The 16,560-nt window shown below is 39.3% G+C and carries 15 protein-coding genes and 1 pseudogene; 6 read left to right on the forward strand and 10 right to left on the reverse strand.

The features are described from left to right. The first annotated feature begins 53 nt into the window (after positions 1-53). Complete coding sequence (locus QZU45_RS07710) at positions 54-902, forward strand: Rossmann-like and DUF2520 domain-containing protein (protein WP_295353764.1); 849 nt, start codon at positions 54-56, stop codon at positions 900-902. Positions 903-915: 13 nt separating this feature from the next. Continuing rightward, entirely contained in the window at positions 916-1,743 is an 828-nt protein-coding gene (gene panB / locus QZU45_RS07715) for a 3-methyl-2-oxobutanoate hydroxymethyltransferase (RefSeq protein ID WP_295353766.1), read from the forward strand. Between the two features lie 46 nt (positions 1,744-1,789). Here the strand turns inward: panB and QZU45_RS07720 are convergent, their stop codons facing one another. From QZU45_RS07720 to QZU45_RS07730, 3 genes are all read right to left on the reverse strand, one after another. Next, positions 1,790-2,308 (reverse strand): GNAT family N-acetyltransferase, encoded by a 519-nt coding sequence (locus QZU45_RS07720; RefSeq protein WP_295353768.1) that lies wholly within the window; start codon positions 2,306-2,308, stop codon positions 1,790-1,792. A gap of 129 nt (positions 2,309-2,437) precedes the next feature. Beyond that, positions 2,438-3,628: an iron-containing alcohol dehydrogenase gene (locus QZU45_RS07725; RefSeq protein WP_295353770.1), complete on the reverse strand. Its 1,191-nt coding sequence runs from the start codon at positions 3,626-3,628 to the stop codon at positions 2,438-2,440. Between the two features lie 15 nt (positions 3,629-3,643). After that, entirely contained in the window at positions 3,644-4,705 is a 1,062-nt protein-coding gene (locus tag QZU45_RS07730) for an alpha/beta hydrolase (protein WP_295353772.1), read from the reverse strand. Between the two features lie 183 nt (positions 4,706-4,888). Here QZU45_RS07730 and QZU45_RS07735 point away from each other — a divergent pair, with 183 nt between their 5' ends. Beyond that, the gene (locus QZU45_RS07735) at positions 4,889-5,356 is read left to right on the forward strand and encodes a MerR family transcriptional regulator (RefSeq protein ID WP_295353773.1); all 468 of its coding nucleotides are present in this window, start codon (positions 4,889-4,891) and stop codon (positions 5,354-5,356) included. 91 nt (positions 5,357-5,447) lie between these two features. On the opposite strand, the gene groL is transcribed toward QZU45_RS07735, so the two are convergent. Both groL and QZU45_RS07745 read right to left on the reverse strand, forming a co-directional pair. Next, positions 5,448-7,085: a chaperonin GroEL gene (gene groL / locus QZU45_RS07740; protein ID WP_295353775.1), complete on the reverse strand. Its 1,638-nt coding sequence runs from the start codon at positions 7,083-7,085 to the stop codon at positions 5,448-5,450. Between the two features lie 24 nt (positions 7,086-7,109). Next, on the reverse strand, positions 7,110-7,400 hold the full coding sequence (locus QZU45_RS07745) for a co-chaperone GroES (RefSeq protein WP_074838144.1): 291 nt from the start codon (positions 7,398-7,400) through the stop codon (positions 7,110-7,112). A 283-nt stretch (positions 7,401-7,683) separates the two neighbouring features. On the opposite strand from QZU45_RS07745, the gene QZU45_RS07750 reads away from it, so the two are divergent. Both QZU45_RS07750 and QZU45_RS07755 read left to right on the forward strand, forming a co-directional pair. After that, positions 7,684-9,072: an MATE family efflux transporter gene (locus QZU45_RS07750; RefSeq protein WP_295353777.1), complete on the forward strand. Its 1,389-nt coding sequence runs from the start codon at positions 7,684-7,686 to the stop codon at positions 9,070-9,072. Positions 9,073-9,283: 211 nt separating this feature from the next. Further along, entirely contained in the window at positions 9,284-10,492 is a 1,209-nt protein-coding gene (locus tag QZU45_RS07755) for an ATP-binding protein (RefSeq protein WP_295353780.1), read from the forward strand. Positions 10,493-10,549: 57 nt separating this feature from the next. Here the strand turns inward: QZU45_RS07755 and QZU45_RS07760 are convergent, their stop codons facing one another. The 4 genes from QZU45_RS07760 to QZU45_RS07775 all read right to left on the reverse strand — a co-directional run bounded on the left by QZU45_RS07760 (position 10,550) and on the right by QZU45_RS07775 (position 14,148). Continuing rightward, positions 10,550-11,317 carry a single-stranded DNA-binding protein gene (locus QZU45_RS07760; protein ID WP_295353783.1) on the reverse strand — a complete coding sequence of 256 codons (768 nt, stop codon included), beginning with the start codon at positions 11,315-11,317 and terminating at the stop codon, positions 10,550-10,552. A gap of 242 nt (positions 11,318-11,559) precedes the next feature. Then, positions 11,560-12,480, reverse strand: a complete 921-nt coding sequence (locus QZU45_RS07765) for a nucleoside hydrolase (protein ID WP_295353785.1) — start codon at positions 12,478-12,480, stop codon at positions 11,560-11,562. A 179-nt stretch (positions 12,481-12,659) separates the two neighbouring features. Further along, positions 12,660-13,622 (reverse strand): DMT family transporter, encoded by a 963-nt coding sequence (locus tag QZU45_RS07770; RefSeq protein ID WP_295353788.1) that lies wholly within the window; start codon positions 13,620-13,622, stop codon positions 12,660-12,662. 22 nt (positions 13,623-13,644) lie between these two features. Next, positions 13,645-14,148 carry an FxsA family protein gene (locus QZU45_RS07775; RefSeq protein WP_295353791.1) on the reverse strand — a complete coding sequence of 168 codons (504 nt, stop codon included), beginning with the start codon at positions 14,146-14,148 and terminating at the stop codon, positions 13,645-13,647. A 305-nt stretch (positions 14,149-14,453) separates the two neighbouring features. Between QZU45_RS07775 and QZU45_RS07780 the strand changes: the two genes are divergently transcribed. Next, positions 14,454-16,097, forward strand: coding sequence for a methyl-accepting chemotaxis protein (locus QZU45_RS07780; protein WP_295353793.1), 1,644 nt, complete (start codon positions 14,454-14,456; stop codon positions 16,095-16,097). A 219-nt stretch (positions 16,098-16,316) separates the two neighbouring features. On the opposite strand, the pseudogene QZU45_RS07785 reads toward QZU45_RS07780, so the two are convergent. Continuing rightward, positions 16,317-16,560 (reverse strand): annotated as a pseudogene (locus QZU45_RS07785) (hypothetical protein); the annotation flags it as partial.

Raw genomic sequence — 16,560 nt, forward strand, 5'->3', positions numbered from 1 at the left:
TTTATCAGACATATAACAATAAAGGATTCAGCTTTCAGCGCTGAAAATAAAAAATGAGGATAGGTTTTATTGGAGCAGGAAAAGTTGGATGCTCTCTTGCTCTTTATTTTCACTCCCATCACTGTGATATCTCAGGCTTCTATTCAAAAACATCAGAGCATGCTGCTCAGATAGCCAAAAGGATCTCTTCAAAGGTATACGCCGATATAAATGAGCTGGCAGCACAGAGCGATCTGCTTTTTCTTACAGTACCAGATGATGAAATAGCATCTGTTTATAAAAGAATTTCCAATGAATTTCTAAAGGACACTACCGTCTGTCACTGCTCAGGATCACTTACCGCAAAAGAGGTTTTCGGTGAGGATGATGAAACAAACGGATTACACAAGATAAGTCTGCATCCACTGTGTGCTGTTGACTCCGTAGAAAGCTACAGAGATTTCGATAAAGTCTATTTCTTTATGGAAGGAAATTTAAAAACGACAGAGAACATAAAGAAATTTTTAACTGACATAGGACTGAAAGTCAAAATTATAAACTCAGATATCAAGGTTAAATATCATCTTGCAGCTTCTGTAGTCAGCAACCAGGTTGTAGCTCTGGTTAACGAAGGTGTCGAAATTCTGGGACAATGCGGTTTTTCCAGAGAAGAATCACTAAAAGCCCTCTCCCCTCTTATTCTTGGTAATGTCGAACACATTCTTGAAAAAGGACCTGTTCAGGCTCTTACCGGACCAGTCCAGAGAGGAGATGTAAATACTCTTAACAGGCACATGCACTCTCTCGATTCCTATAGTGACAGACTTTTATACACTCTTTTATCTCGCAAGCTTTTGAAGATTGCAAAAATAAAAAATCCCAACAGAGATTTTAGTAAATTAGAAAAATTCGTTAACGAATAACTAAGGACAATATATGAAGATTACTGTTTCAACATTCGCCAAACGCAAGGCAGAGAAACAAAGAATTTCAATGCTGACCTGCTATGACTACACCACCGCAAAGATTGTAAACTCCTCAAACGTGGATGCGGTTTTAGTCGGTGATTCTCTCGGAAACGTAATGCTTGGCTATGAAGACACCCTATCCGTAACCATGGAGGATATGATCACCTTTGGTCACGCTGTGGCAAGAGGCTGTAAAGACAAGCTGGTGGTTATCGATATGCCTTTCATGTCATATCAGGTTTCAGTTGAACAGGCTATTACCAATGCAGGAAGACTACTTAAGGAAGGTCGTGGAAATGCAGTAAAGCTTGAGGGTGGTAAAAAAGTTGCAGAGCACATCAGAGCAATCACAAACGCCGGTATTCCTGTAATGGCACACATTGGAATGACACCTCAGTCAGTAAATGCCTTTGGCGGTAATAAGGTTCAGGGTAAAACTGAGCTTGCAGCAAAAATGCTGATCGAAGATGCGCTGGCTGTACAGGAAGCGGGAGCATTCTCTGTTGTACTTGAATGCGTTCCAGCCAAGCTTGCAAAGATCGTTACAGAAAAACTTTCAATTCCAACCATAGGTATTGGCGCAGGTCCTGACTGTGACGGTCAGATTCTGGTATATCAGGATATGCTTGGAATGTATAAGGACTTCTCTCCAAAATTCGTAAAGCACTTTGGAAATGTTGGAGACCAGATTCTTGAGGCATTCAACAAATATGACTCAGAGGTTAAAAACTCAGCTTTTCCTTCAGAAGAGCACTGCTTCAAGATTGATGATGAGGTTTTAGAAAAGCTTTACTAGAATGTAAAGATTTATGTCAAGAGAAGGCAGTTTGCACAAAACTGCCTTATTTATTTAGTTTTTTTGTCAGTGCTGATTTTTCATAGGCAAGACGTGGATAATTATCATGCTCAACATAAATGGTTCCGCAGTGAACAAAACCAAGCTTTCTAGCCAGAGCCTGCATCGGTTTGTTATCACCATGAGTATCCAGTCTTAAATGCCCTGCCTTTTCATAACACCAGTTTAAACAGAAAGAACCTACTCCCTTTGTTACACCATCCGTAGCAAGTCTGTGCACTACACCGTAAGCAGAATCATCAAGCCAGTTGCCTTCAGTAATCTTAAGATATGTTGGATCACAGTCTTTGCCAAAGATATAAACAAAGACTCCGACAATTTTTTCATTTTGCACACAGACATAGCACTGTGATTTTTCAATGTCATCTATCAGAAGCTCTCTTGGTGGCCAGTTATTATCTCCCCACTGATGAGGATTACCGTTCTTTATCATAAAATCACGGGAGATACTGTATAGATTCATGATGGTATCAAGATCATTCTGTGTTGCTAATCTGCACTGCATTTTTATATGTCCTTTTATTTTTTTTTGCATTATACATACAGAGCTGTCAAAAAAGAAACAGTGGCTTGATCAAAAAAAACTCACCAGTTTCGAAAAACAAAACCAGTGAGTATGTCTTTTCGGAAATGATTAAGATGCGTTCTTTAGAATTGTGAGGATATCTTCCTTGGATAAGGCAGGTCTTGCTGGAAGATTTCCATTTTCATCATGAATTACCTTCAGGGTAACTGCCGCAATCTTCTCATAATTTGACTCATCAATATTAAGTTCTGAGAATCTTACAGGGCAGCCAATATCCTTTAGAAATTCTTCATATTTATCAACACCTGCAAGTGCAGTCTTAACCTTGTCTCCATCATTCTGAATACCAAAGAGATAGGAGGCAAAACGGGCAAACTTGTCTACATTTCCGCCATGAGTAATCGTAAATCTCATCCATGATGGATTGATGATAGCAAGTCCTGCCGCATGGGTAATATCGTAAATACCTGATACAGTATGCTCAATCATATGCACAGGGAAAGCACCGTTGGTGCCGCAGTTAACAAAGCCGTTCAGGGCCAGAATAGATGACCACTGCACCTGTTCACGAGCTTCAAGATCAGAGCCATTATTATAAGCTTTTATCCCATACTGCATACAGTTCTTAATAGTAGCAAGTGCAAATTCATCCTGAATAGGAGTTCCATCCACTCCATTAAAATATGACTCAGTCAGGTGGACAATAATGTCACAGACGCCATATCCGGTCTGATTCTTTGGTACAGTCAGAGTAAGAGTAGGATCAACAACAGCAACCTTAGGGAAAAGAGCATCTGTCTGCACGAAAGATTTCTCATGAGTTTCTGAATTTGAAATTACAGCTCCTGGATTCATCTCTGAGCCGGTTGCTGCAAGTGTAGGAACAGTAATAATTGGCATACATCTGGTTGGAATATATACATTTTCCTGACCATGGAAAATCATATCCCAGGGATCACCATCATATAAAGCACCAGCGCCAATTGCCTTTGAACAGTCCATGGCACTTCCGCCACCAATTGCAATAATCAGATCACAGCCATTTTTACGGATAAGCTCAATACCACGTCTTACAGAATCAATCTTTGGATTTGGCTCAATTCCTCCACACTCTACAAATTCAATACCAGCATCTTTAAGTGAAGCTACTGCACTGTCAAAGACACCGTTCTTTTTGATTGAACCGCCACCGTAGACTATTAAAGCTTTCTTACCATACTCTTTTGCATAACTGCCAAGCTCTTTTAGTTTGCCTTTGCCAAATACAAGTCTGGTTGGATTATAAAAAGAAATCTGCATGTCTGTTTTCCTCTCTTATTTTGCTAAATACTTGCTAAAGAAATCGTCAATCTTGTTAAATGGAATAATATCAGTCTGATCGTATAAATCAGTATGACTTGCCCCCGGGACAATCACGAGTGATTTGTTATCCCCCTTTAAAGACTTGAATGCAGTCTCACTGAAATATCTTGAATGAGCCTTCTCTCCATGAACAAGCATCACAGGAGATTCAATCTCATCAATTGTTGATAAAAGATGAGTATTCATGAAGGATAATGCTGATACCTTAGCCCAGCCTCCATTAGAGTTTACTGAACGCTCATGATAACCACGAGGCTTTTTGTAGTAATTGTAATAATCGACAACGAACTGAGGAGCTTCTTCAGGAAGAGTATCAGGAAGACCTCCGTCTCTATCGTAGAAGCCTGCAGCAAAATCTTTTGTTCTCTGAGCATTCATTGCAGAAAGCTTCTCATGTCTTTGCTGTTTAGTATCTTCACTGTCGTTGTAACCATTTCTAATCACACGGCTCATATCATACATTGTTGAGGCTACAGTAGCCTTGATACGGGTATCTACAGCAGCAGTTTTTAGCGCGATACCGCCCCAGCCGCAGATACCGATAATGCCAATTCTTTCCTTATCTACATTATCCAGATTAGAGAGAAAATCTACTGCAGCCTGAAAATCCTCAGTGTTGATATCAGGAGATGCCATATATCTTGGGGTACCAGAACTTTCACCGGTAAAGGAAGGATCAAAAGCTATTGTCAGATAGCCTCTCTCCGCCATAGTCTGAGCATATAGTCCTGAAGCCTGCTCTTTTACAGCACCAAACGGACCACTTACAGCAATGGCTGCAAGCTTACCAGTTGCTGACTTTGGTACGTACATATCTGCAGCAATAGTTGTACCGAATCTGGTTTTGAAGGTTACCTTTGAATGATTAACCTTATCACTTAACTTAAAGGTCTTATCCCACTTCTGAGTTAACTGAATTTCGTTTGTATTATTCTTAACGTCTGCGGCAGAAACGGCGAAAACCGCAGATGAAAGAGCGGCCCCTAATAAAACATATTTTAAAAGAGTTTTCATTTGTCTGTTCTCCATTAAGTAAGTCTGAGTAAACTATAGAACCTAAAGTTAACTTTAGGTCAAGGCTTAACTGTAAGTTTTTTTATAACCTGTTAATAATGCAGTAAATTAATTTAAACCTAAAGTTAACTTTAGGATTTATAATTAATCACAATGATAAGAAAAGTTTTACTGAGGAAAGAAATGTACACAATCGGCCAGCTTTCAAAGATGTTTGATCTTCCGGTATCTACCTTAAGATACTACGACAAGGAAGGTCTGTTCTTAGATCTCCAGAGAACATCTGGCATTCGTAAATTCAATGACAGACAGGTTGAAGCATTAAGAGTTATAGAATGCCTAAAAAAATCAGGTCTGGAAATCAAAGATATCCGTCAGTTCATGAAATGGTGTGAGGAAGGACCTTCCTCCTACCAGAAACGAAAGGATATGTTTGAAAAACAGAAAGAGAACATTGAAGCGGAAATGGAAAAGCTCAACAGAACACTGTGCATGATTAAATTTAAATGCTGGTACTACGAACAGGCATTAAAAGATGGTTCTGAGGAGAAAATTCAGCAAATGATTCCGGATAAGCTTCCAGAGGATATTCAGGCTCTGTATGATGAGGCACACAAAGGATCTGTAGCAACCGAAGAAATCGAACAGTAAGTTCATTCTTAGCAACAATACTCAGATTTTCAAGAGAACCGATGAAAAAGCCAGCATTTCTGCTGGCCTTTCTATTTGCATAAGGAATAGATTACATCATTCCTGGCATACCGCCCATGCCGCCCATAGGAGCTGCAGGAGCTGCAGATTCAGCCTTTGGAGCATCAGCAATCATGCACTCAGTTGTAAGCATTAAGCCTGCAATTGAAGCTGCGTACTGTAGAGCTGAACGGGTTACCTTAGCAGGATCAAGAATACCCATCTCAATCATATCACCGTACTGCTCGGTACCAGCGTTGTAACCGAAGTTACCTGAACCGTTGCGAACTTCATTAGCAACAACTGAAGCTTCCTGACCAGCGTTAGTTACGATCTGACGTAGAGGGGCTTCCATTGCAGTTAGAGCAACCTTGATACCAACGTCCTGATCCTGGTTCTCACCCTTTACAGTGCCAGCTAACTTCTTAGCAACACGTACAAGAGCTACACCGCCGCCAGGAACAATACCTTCCTCAACTGCAGCGCGAGTTGCGTGCATAGCGTCTTCAACACGGTCTTTCTTCTCTTTCATCTCAACTTCAGTTGCAGCGCCAACCTTGATAACAGCAACACCGCCAGCTAACTTAGCAACACGCTCCTGTAACTTCTCACGGTCGTAGTCTGAAGTTGACTTCTCAATCTGCTGACGGATCTGAGCAACACGTGCCTCAATAGCAGCAGAATCACCCTCACCATCGATAATGGTGGTGTTATCCTTGGTGATTACAACACGCTTTGCAACACCTAGATCATCTAAGGTTGCCTTGTCTAATTCCATACCTAGCTCTGAAGAGATTACAGTACCAGCAGTTAGAATTGCGATATCCTGTAACATAGCCTTACGACGGTCACCGAAACCAGGAGCCTTAACAGCAGCAACCTTTACGATACCACGCATGTTGTTAACAACTAGAGTTGCAAGAGCCTCTGACTCAACATCCTCTGCAATGATTAGAAGTGACTTGCCAGCTTTAGCTACGCCCTCTAGAACAGAGATTAGGTCACGGATGTTTGAAATCTTCTTGTCGCAAAGAAGAATGTAAGGATTCTCTAATTCAACAGTAGCGGTCTCAGCCTTGTTTACAAAGTAAGGTGACAGATAACCGCGGTCGAACTGCATACCCTCAACAACGTCTAACTGATCCTCAAGACCCTGGCCATCTTCAATGGTGATAACACCATCACGACCAACTTTCTCCATAGCCTCAGCAATCAGGTTACCAACAGTTGCATCTGAGTTAGCAGAAATAGTACCAACCTGAGCAATCTTGTTCTCACATGGCTGTGAAATAGCCTTCAGCTCGGTAACAGCTGCAGAAACTGCCTTATCAATACCGCGCTTTAGATCCATTGGGTTCATACCAGCAGCAATTGCCTTAAGACCTTCGTTAACAATAGCCTGAGCTAGAACAGTAGCAGTAGTGGTACCGTCACCAGCTGCATCGTTAGCCTTAGAAGCAACTTCCTTAACCATCTGGGCACCCATGTTCTGGAACTTGCCCTCAAGCTCAATCTCCTTAGCAACGGTTACACCGTCCTTGGTGATTAGAGGAGCGCCATAGCTCTTATCAAGAACAACGTTACGGCCTTTAGGACCTAGGGTTACTTTAACAGCATTTGCTAGTGTATTAACGCCCTCTAGCATCTGTGAACGAGCGTCATTACCGAAAACAACTTGTTTTGCAGACATTTTATCTATTTCCTACTTTAAATATTATTCTTCAACAATTGCGAATACGTCAGTCTCAGAGATGATTAGAACTTCTTCGCCATCAATCTTCTCTTTCTTGCAGCCGTAGCCTTCGTTATAGATTACTGTGTCACCTACTTTTACACTTAGAGGTGAGGTTGAACCGTTCTCTAAAACACGGCCCTTGCCTACAGCAATTACCTTACCGCGAGATGATTTCTCAGCTGCGCTACCTAGTAAAATACCGCCTGATGACTTCTTTTCTTCCTCAAGTGGCTTAACAATAACGCGATCATACAAAGGAACTAATTTCATTTGATTCTCCACGGTCTATAACCGTATAAATTCTTCAAATCGGAAAATGGTGTCCGATAACCACCAAAAACTCGACACTTTCATTTATATGTCAGAGCCATTTAATCTTTAACATTCTGTTAAATGGGGATGGGTATTTTTTATTTCAAGTAAAAATATAAAAATTTTTAAAAATATTTTTTATTTTTATTTTTCAGATAATTAGTATTTTTGAGTTTTATTATTACCAAGTCATTCTTAATTTCTTTAAAATTAGAGTAAACAACAGGTTACGGATTATCATATGCTGGCTTTTCTCGAAAAATATAAAAAGATCGATATGCTAGAGGGATCTCTGTGGGACAAGATCCTGGTATTTTCCATTCCTCTGGCACTGACAAGTTTTCTGCAGCAGTTATTCAATACCGCCGATGTGGTGACACTTGGACACTATGTAAACGACAATGCAATGGCTGCGGTTGGAAATAATGTTCCTGTAATCGGTTTTATTGTGGCACTGTTTGTCGGCATGTCTATCGGCGCCAATGTCGTCGTTGCAAGATATCTTGGAATGAAGGATGAGGAGAATGCAAAAGATGCAGTTAATACATCCTTCTCTGTAGCCATCATTATTGGAATTCTATTCTGTATTCTCGGAGAATTCTTTGTTTCTCAGATAACAGAGCTTATGGATGTCCCTGATGAAGTTAAGCCTGAATCCATAAAATACCTAAGAGCATATTTTCTGGGACTTCCCTTTATCTCAATCTACAATTTCGAGGCAGCGCTGTTAAGAAGTAACGGTGACACACATACTCCTCTGATTGCACTTATTTATGCAAGTATTCTCAATATTGCAGGAAACCTTGTCTGTGTTCTTGTCTTTAATATGGGGATCGGTGGCGTAGCCTTCTGTACATCTATGGCAAACGCCTTAAGTGCACTTTATCTTTTCAGAAAAATTCTAAATGCAGAAGGTCCAATTAGTCTAGATCTTAGAAAACTGATGAGGCTTAACTCCAGAAAGCTGAGAGCAATTGTGGCCATTGGCCTTCCTACCGGCATTCAGGGAATTGTATTCTCAATTTCTAATCTGGTGATACAGTCATCAATAAACAGTCTCGGGGCAGATGCCATGGCAGCTTCTGCTGCTGCATTTACCATTGAAATCAATATCTACTGTTTCATAAATGCATTTGGTCTGGCAGCAACAACCTTTATCGGACAGAACTTTGGAGCAAAAAACATCAGACGCTGTGTCGAAATTGCAAAGGTCTCATCTTTAATTGGACTTATTGTAACGACAGTTATAACAGCAGGAGTCTATTTCTTTGCAAAACCATTGTTAAGTATGTATACCGTGAGTGAGGTAGTTATCAGTATCGCCATGGTTAGAATCTTCTATGTACTTCTGCCTCAGCCAATTAATATTCTGCTTGAGGTTCTGTCAGGATCCATGAGAGGATACGGCTTCTCTTTGCCTCCAACCATTATTACGCTGATAACGATCTGTAGCTGCAGACTAATTTACGTATTCACTATCTTTGAAAAATTCCCTACTTTTGATGTACTGATGATGGTTTACCCATTGAGCTGGGTTATCTGTATTGTATTTCTGGTTGTTATGTATATTTACAAGATCAGAAAGGTGGAAAAGGAATATTCACTTGTATCTAAATTGAAAAAAGCTTAAATCTCAATCAGATATTTAGACTCACGCTTTTAAAGTTATATCTTTCAAAACGTCTATATTTTCGCTCTTTTAAGATATATCTTATATAAACACAAAATACCATTTTTTATAAGTTATAACTTACAAAATTAAGATTTATACATATAATATAAGATATAACTGACAGAATAGTTCTTAATAGATAAAAATATTTGTTGCAGAGGTTTACTTTATGATTAAAAGAGAGCTATATCTTGAAAGAATCAGACCTTTTATGCATAAGGACCTGATAAAGGTCATAACTGGTATACGAAGATGTGGAAAATCTGTAATACTGCAACTCATTCAAAAGGAACTTGAGAGTGACGGCATTTCCTCATCATCAATGCTTACCTATAACTTTGAATCATTAAAACTATCAAAGATTTGTACCGCAGAAGCATTACATAAGGATGTCATAGAGAAAGCAAAAGCAATAAAAGGAAAAGCTTACCTCTTTTTTGATGAAATACAGGAAGTTAAAGATTGGGAAAAAGTAATAAATTCATTAAGAATTGACATTGAATGCGATATTTATATCACAGGTTCAAATTCAAAACTTTTATCAGGAGAACTTTCAACATACCTTGCCGGACGTTATGTCGAATTTATAATATATCCATTTTCTTTTAAAGAATTTTGCAGCCTTATCCAGAAAACAACCCCTAAAACCACAACAGCAGAATGTTTCAACCTTTATTTAAAATTTGGCGGAATGCCATATTTATGTAATCTTCAATATCAGGAAGAGCCGGTAAAACAATATCTTCAAGATCTTTATAATGCAGTTGAGTTAAAAGACTTAATTCGTCGAAACAAAATTAGAGATGTAGACCTTCTAGAACGCATTATTAATTACATAACAGCAAATACAGGCAATACATTTTCCGCAACATCAATTTCCAAATATCTGAAAAGTGAAGGAAGAAATGTTGCACCGGAAACAGTGTTGAACTATGTTCATGCAGGTATTGATGCATTTCTATTCTATCCTGTAAAACGACAGGAAATCGAAGGAAAAAAAATACTATCAGTCCAAGAAAAATACTATATTGTGGATCACGGAATACGTGAAGCGGTCATTGGAGATAATATGTCCAATATCAACATGATATTAGAAAATATAGTATTTTTGGAACTAATTCGTCGAGGATACAAGGTTACAGTTGGGAAATATGCCCAAAAGGAAATTGACTTCATCGCCCAAAAACAGGCAAAAACCATCTATATTCAGGTCTGCTATATTTTAGCAACACAAGAAACTAGAGAACGCGAGTTTGGAGTATATAGGAACATAAAAGATAATTATCCAAAATATGTGCTTTCACTTGATGAATTCGACATGAGCAAAGATGGAATCATTCATAAAAATATAAAAGACTTTTTGCTTGAAGATGATTAAGAGAAAAATTAAGAAAGGAGCCCAAAGGCTCCCTTGCTATTGATTATTTTCTTTCTATTAGAAAGGAAGATCGTCGTTAATTGGCTCAGCATTATCTGGATTTCCAAAACCGCCGGCATTATTCTGACCGCCGAAGGAATTGTTCTGATTGTTGAAGCCTGCTGCATTATTGAATGACTGCTGCTGATTCATTCCGCCGTGGAATGGGTTGGTGTTAACCTGTCCCTGAGGGGCCTGAGTTGGAGCCTGACCAAACTGTCCTGCCTGCTGCTTGTTGCCGAATGAATTCTGTGAAGCATAACCATTGCCAAAATTCTGAGAGGCGCCATTGCCATAGCCAGCATTAGCATTACCGTAGCCACCGCGTGCCTGCTGATTGCCGAACTGCTGTCTCTGAGCTCCGCCATACTGACCGTTCTGAGAAGCATAGCCATTTGATGAGTAGTCATCTCCTGAAGAGGAAACATTCTGAGAATCACCTCTTGAGCCTAACATTAAAAGACCGTTTGGTTCACAGACAACTTCTGTTGAATACTTCTTCTCTCCAGTATTCTTGTCCTCATAGGAACGGGTGCGAAGTTTACCTTCAATATGAACCTGTGAACCTTTGTGCAGGTACTGCTGCATAATTTCTGCAGTTCTGCCGAAGGCTACAACTCTAACCCATTCGGTTTCATTGATTAGATTACCTGTCTGCTGATCTCTGCGGGTTTCATTGATTGCGAGGTTGATATTTGCAACGGTAGTACCGGTTGAGGTGTTGCGAACTGTTGGTTCATCTCCAAGATTACCAATCAGCTGAACTCTGTTGAATCCGTTTGCCATTTGGAATAACTCCTAAAAAATCATAGTTTCGTGGATTATCTTTTAGTTTCGTGGAATTTGTTGAATATCAGTAAGTTAACCAAACAAATTTAAAGAAAAAACTCTAAGACAATTGAGGTGTAGTATATCAGATAGAAATTAAGGTATGAAATTAATCTTAGAAACTATTTGTATCTTACCTACAAAAAAAACAGCTGAAAGCTTCTTTTACCTTCAGCCGTTCTGTATGTACCTAGGAGATACTATTTTGTAATAGCTTTAACAATAGCATTTCTGATGAAATCTACATCTACATCAAGACATATTGTGTGCTTAGGTCTGCCCTTGAACTTATCATCAGGAACATTATATTCAGTCAGAGGTCTGATGGTCTGACCATCAGTATAGCCTGAGGTTGAAACTGCAATTCTAGACTCAATGGTCTTGTACTTCTCAGGATGCAGCAGATAACTTATGGTCTGAGCATCATGAACGCACATTCCGGCAAAATTCTCATACTTCTTGGAGAAATCGATATAGAAAGCAGAAACATTGGTCAGGAACTCGTCTCCGGTTGACGCAATTTCCTTATCGGTTACCAGAACCTTATGAGTTACATCCAGAGGAACGACCACTAAATTCAGATCTGAAGCGAAGACAAGATCAGCAGCCTCTGGATCATTGTAAATGTTGAACTCAGCAAACTGAGTCATATTGCCGCAGTTTCCGTCTGTACCAAAGGCACCGCCCATACTTACAACCTTCTTTAAAAGCTTTGGAAGTTCTGGACACAGATTTAAAGCAATTGCGAGATTGGTCAGAGGGCCAAGAGTAGCAATAGTAACCTCACCAGGATACTTTCTGGCCTGTTCGATTATGAAATGAACTGCTTCAGGAGCCTCGCCATCAAATTTATTGTCATAGTACTCACCTAGACCGTCCTTTCCATGAATATGTGTATAGAAAGGTAGAGGTTTTCTAGACAATGGTCTTGATGCACCTTTTAAGACAGGGATATCTGAACCATAGTTGCTCATAGCCAGCTTACAGTTTTTTACGGCAGTCTCAACAGGAACATTTCCATAAGTACAGGTAAAACCTAAAACCTCGTGGGTTACCATACCGTATCTGACAGCGACAGCATCATCAACGCCGATATCTGTATCAATGATAATCTTATCCATTACATTATTCCTTGAAGTTATGTAAAGAGAAAGGAGTAAATATACTACTAAATTAAGTTATAGCCTAATTTGATTTCCTAAAACGATACGCCTATCTTAGTTTTGAACACAGATAATTAAAAACGGAGAAAAATGTAATGTTCTTCAACCTATAAAGAACAAATAGCAGAGGAATCTTTTTAAGCTTCTCTACGTTGTTTGTGAAGAATTTCCTGTTTTATATCTCTGATGGTCTTGCGTTTTTCCTTAGTTGAGGCTTTTGCTCTTATCGAAAAGAACATTCCAACTACAACAAAAAGTGCGCCTACAAACTCATACAAAGAGAAGAGTTCATCAAGCAGGAACACACCAAACATTACACCAAAAACAGGAACCAGATATATAAAGGTTGAGCCTTTACTTGCTCCGACTCTGGCAATTGCATAGTTCCATGAAGCAAAGGAAACCACACCGGCAAATACAGAAAGAACAAAGAAGTAGACTGCATCGGACAGGGTAAATCTGTAAACATGAAGTAAATCCAGACATAAGCCCGTAATCAGACACAAGGTAGCGCCAAACAGTCCTGTATATGCGGTAACCACAAGAGCACTTATATTTGCAGAAAGTCTCCAGCTGATAATTACATAAACAGACCACATGATCTCGCAAACCAGCACCAGCAGCTCACCAATATTGAATTCAAAGTTAACAAGCGTACTGAATGAGCCCTTACAGACAATAAAAATCGCACCGAAGCAGGAAACCAAGATACCCAGCCATCCAGATGAAGACAGTCGCTCTCCGATAAAGAAGAAAGCAAGAATCGAGGTTACAGATGGACCGATACTTTCAATAATGGCAGCATTTGAAGCTGGAGTGTATCGCAGACCTTCGAAAAGAAGAGAATTATGAAGAAAGATTCCGACCACAGACATTATAAAAAGGATCTTCAGATCATGACGTGAAACAAGTATCCCCTTTTTTCCATGAAGGATCAGAATTAGAGAAAATAGAATCAATGCCACCACATAAAACCTGGCGGCAGTTATAAGCATTGGGGACATGGAATCTCTGAGGACTCTACCACACAGAGGTGTTGCTCCCCATATAAAGCAGGCTAAAAGAAGAATCAGGTAATATTTGAATTTACCATTAAGCATAGTATCAGCTCAATTCTCACTGCTAGCTGTTCTTTTCCTCAGAATCATCTGAAGCTGATGCTGAACCATCAATTGTATTGTGGTTAAGTTCCTCTTTCTCATCTTGAACAACAGTTGCAGTACCATCAATAGTCCTTCCCTTTGAGAACACATCAGTAAAACCATCTGAAGTTGAAGACCTGAAAGCAAAGCTGGTACCGCTGCCACTTTTAGATGAATAAACTTTGGCACACTTGCTCTGAACAAAAGGTAGCAACAGCAATAAAGCCAGTACATCTGAAATGAAACCTGGGAACAGGAAAAGAAAACCTGACAAAGGCAGGAAGATAATCTTGATATCGACAACGCCTTGCTGCAGCTGTTCCATTACACGCTTAAAGCAGCGTTTGATAATAACTGCACCGATGACCATCATAGCAAACATCAAAAAGATTACATTAAGGCCACCAATATAACCGCCTATCTGGATCAGAAGAAGAATTTCAAGGACAAAAAGAATAACCAGGGATAAAAATATTTTTTGCATAATCTCTATTCATGTAAATGTATGTGAATGTCAGACTTGAATTTTAGAATATTTTCATCAGTACAGGCAAAAAAAATATCGGCCTTTTTTTCTGTGGACAAAATTCATCATAACAAGTACCAATTTGTGATACATATCTTTTTTAAGTGATCCTTATCATCTTAAATGTGAGCAATTTATCAAAACAATTCTTATTATTTAATTATTAAAAAAAATATGTCGTATACATTAAATATCTGGACCAGCAAAATAACCAATTACATTTTCTAATATTTTATTCAGTATTCTAGTACGTCGAGGTTAAGATGGGATTATCTAAACTAAGTTTAAGAGCTAAGCTTATTATCGGATTTACAGTATTGAACATACTGATTCTGATTACTTCAGCATTCTCTGTGTTGAATACAAATTCAAATATTGATGCTTCATATAACGTCAGTATGATTCTTGGAAAATCATATAACCGTGTTATGAATACACAGAAAGCATTGGAAAAATTCGATGTCTACACCATTGAATTCTTAACCGATGACAACAACAGAATCTCTAATGATGAATTCATGAGAGTATCATCTGACATGATTGAAGAAATCGCAAAAGTTACAAACACCATGAATGAAAAAATCATTGGTGTTCTGCCTTCTTCAGATCCATACAAAAATAACATTCTAAAAGCTAAAGTTGATGTTTCTGAATTCTCTAAATACTTCAGATCAACAATCGTTGATTTAATTAAACAGGGTAAAAAGGCTGAGGCTCTTGACCTTTATCTGAAGGATGTTAATCCTAAGTTCAGAAATTGTAAGGTTCTATTTGAACACCTGATTGACGAGCAGGTTGCACTATCAACACAGATTGTTCAGAAGAATTCTAGCAAGACCCCAATGTACATCTCTATTGCTATCGCTATTGTTGCAATTCTGATCGGTTTAATCATTACAACCAATCTGACCTCATACATTAAGAACAACTTCGCTGTTCTGATTGATGCAATGAAGAAGATGGCTCATGGTAAATTCAACTTCAAGATTGATAACCACTCCAAAGACGAGTTCGGTGCTGTATTTGACAGCTCTATTGAAATGCGCCGTAAACTTGGAGGATCAATTTCTGATGTTGTTAACTCCTACCGTGAACTTGGTGGACAGTTAGAGAACATCAACAGTCAGGTTATGCAGATTGCTGATGCAATTTCAGAAGCTGAAAGCCGTTCAATGACCGTTTCTGCAGCTTCCGATGAGATGGTATCAACAACCGGAGATATCGCAAAGAACTGCGAAAGTGCAGCTCAGCATTCTAACCAGACTCAGGAAATCACCAAGCAAGGTGTGGATGAAATTGAAGTCGTTATTGCTCAGATCAGAAACCAGGCTGATAAGACCCGTCGTGACGCCGACCTGATTAGTCAGTTGGTAGATCAGAGTAATAAAATTGGTTCTATTGTTCAGACCATTGAAGATATTGCCTCTCAAACCAACCTGCATGCACTTAATGCTGCTATTGAGGCTGCCCGTGCAGGTGAAGCTGGTAAGGGATTCGCAGTGGTTGCTGATGAAGTTCGTGCTCTGGCATCTCGTTCATCATCTTCAACTCAGGAAATTACCAAGATGGTTTCCCAGATTCAGACTGATGCAAACAGCGCAAATGAATCTATGATTCAGACTCTTGGTGACATGAACTCTCTTGCAGATAAGGCTGCAGGTGTTACCGATATTCTTAATGATATTATCAACCGTGTTGAGAATGTTAACAGTCAGATTGGACAGATTGCTACCGCTGCTACCGAGCAGACAACCGCAACATCTGAAATTTCTACTAACATGCAGGGTGTAAGTAACCTTACTCAGGAAAGTGCAAACATTTCCCAGACTACTTCTCAGCAGGTTCAGCAGATCAAGTCTCAATCTCAGCAGCTGCTTGATAAGCTGTCTATTTTCGAATTTGATTAAAATCGTACTATTACTAATACTGAAGTTGAGGAGCCAAATGGCTCCTCTTTTTTGATGATAAACGGTTTAAGCTCAAGTCGATCTAATAACCAATCAGACTACTTCTGGACTGATTTCAGAATAGATTCCACCTCAGACCATCTCTCTTTGGCAATATCCAAAAGGTCTAAGGCAGCTTCAAGTGTATATCCTTTCTTGTTTACCAAAGTCATAACCTTATTAAAATCGCTTTCTGCGCCCCTCAGCTTTTCCTTGAATCAGCCCCTCAGCTTTTCCTTGAATCAGCCCCTCGGCTTTTCCTTGAATCAGCCCCTCAGCTTTTCCTTGAATCAGCCCCTCGGCTTTTCCTTGAATCAGCCCCTCAGCTTTTCCTTGAATCAGCCCCTCAGCTTTTCCTTTTTCGATACCTCGTGATTCTCCATCTAGGCCAGCTTCATAAAGAGCATTGTCATAATCCATAAGT

This window comes from uncultured Succinivibrio sp. (assembly GCF_902756765.1).
In the GTDB taxonomy this organism is placed as follows: Bacteria; Pseudomonadota; Gammaproteobacteria; order Enterobacterales; family Succinivibrionaceae; genus Succinivibrio.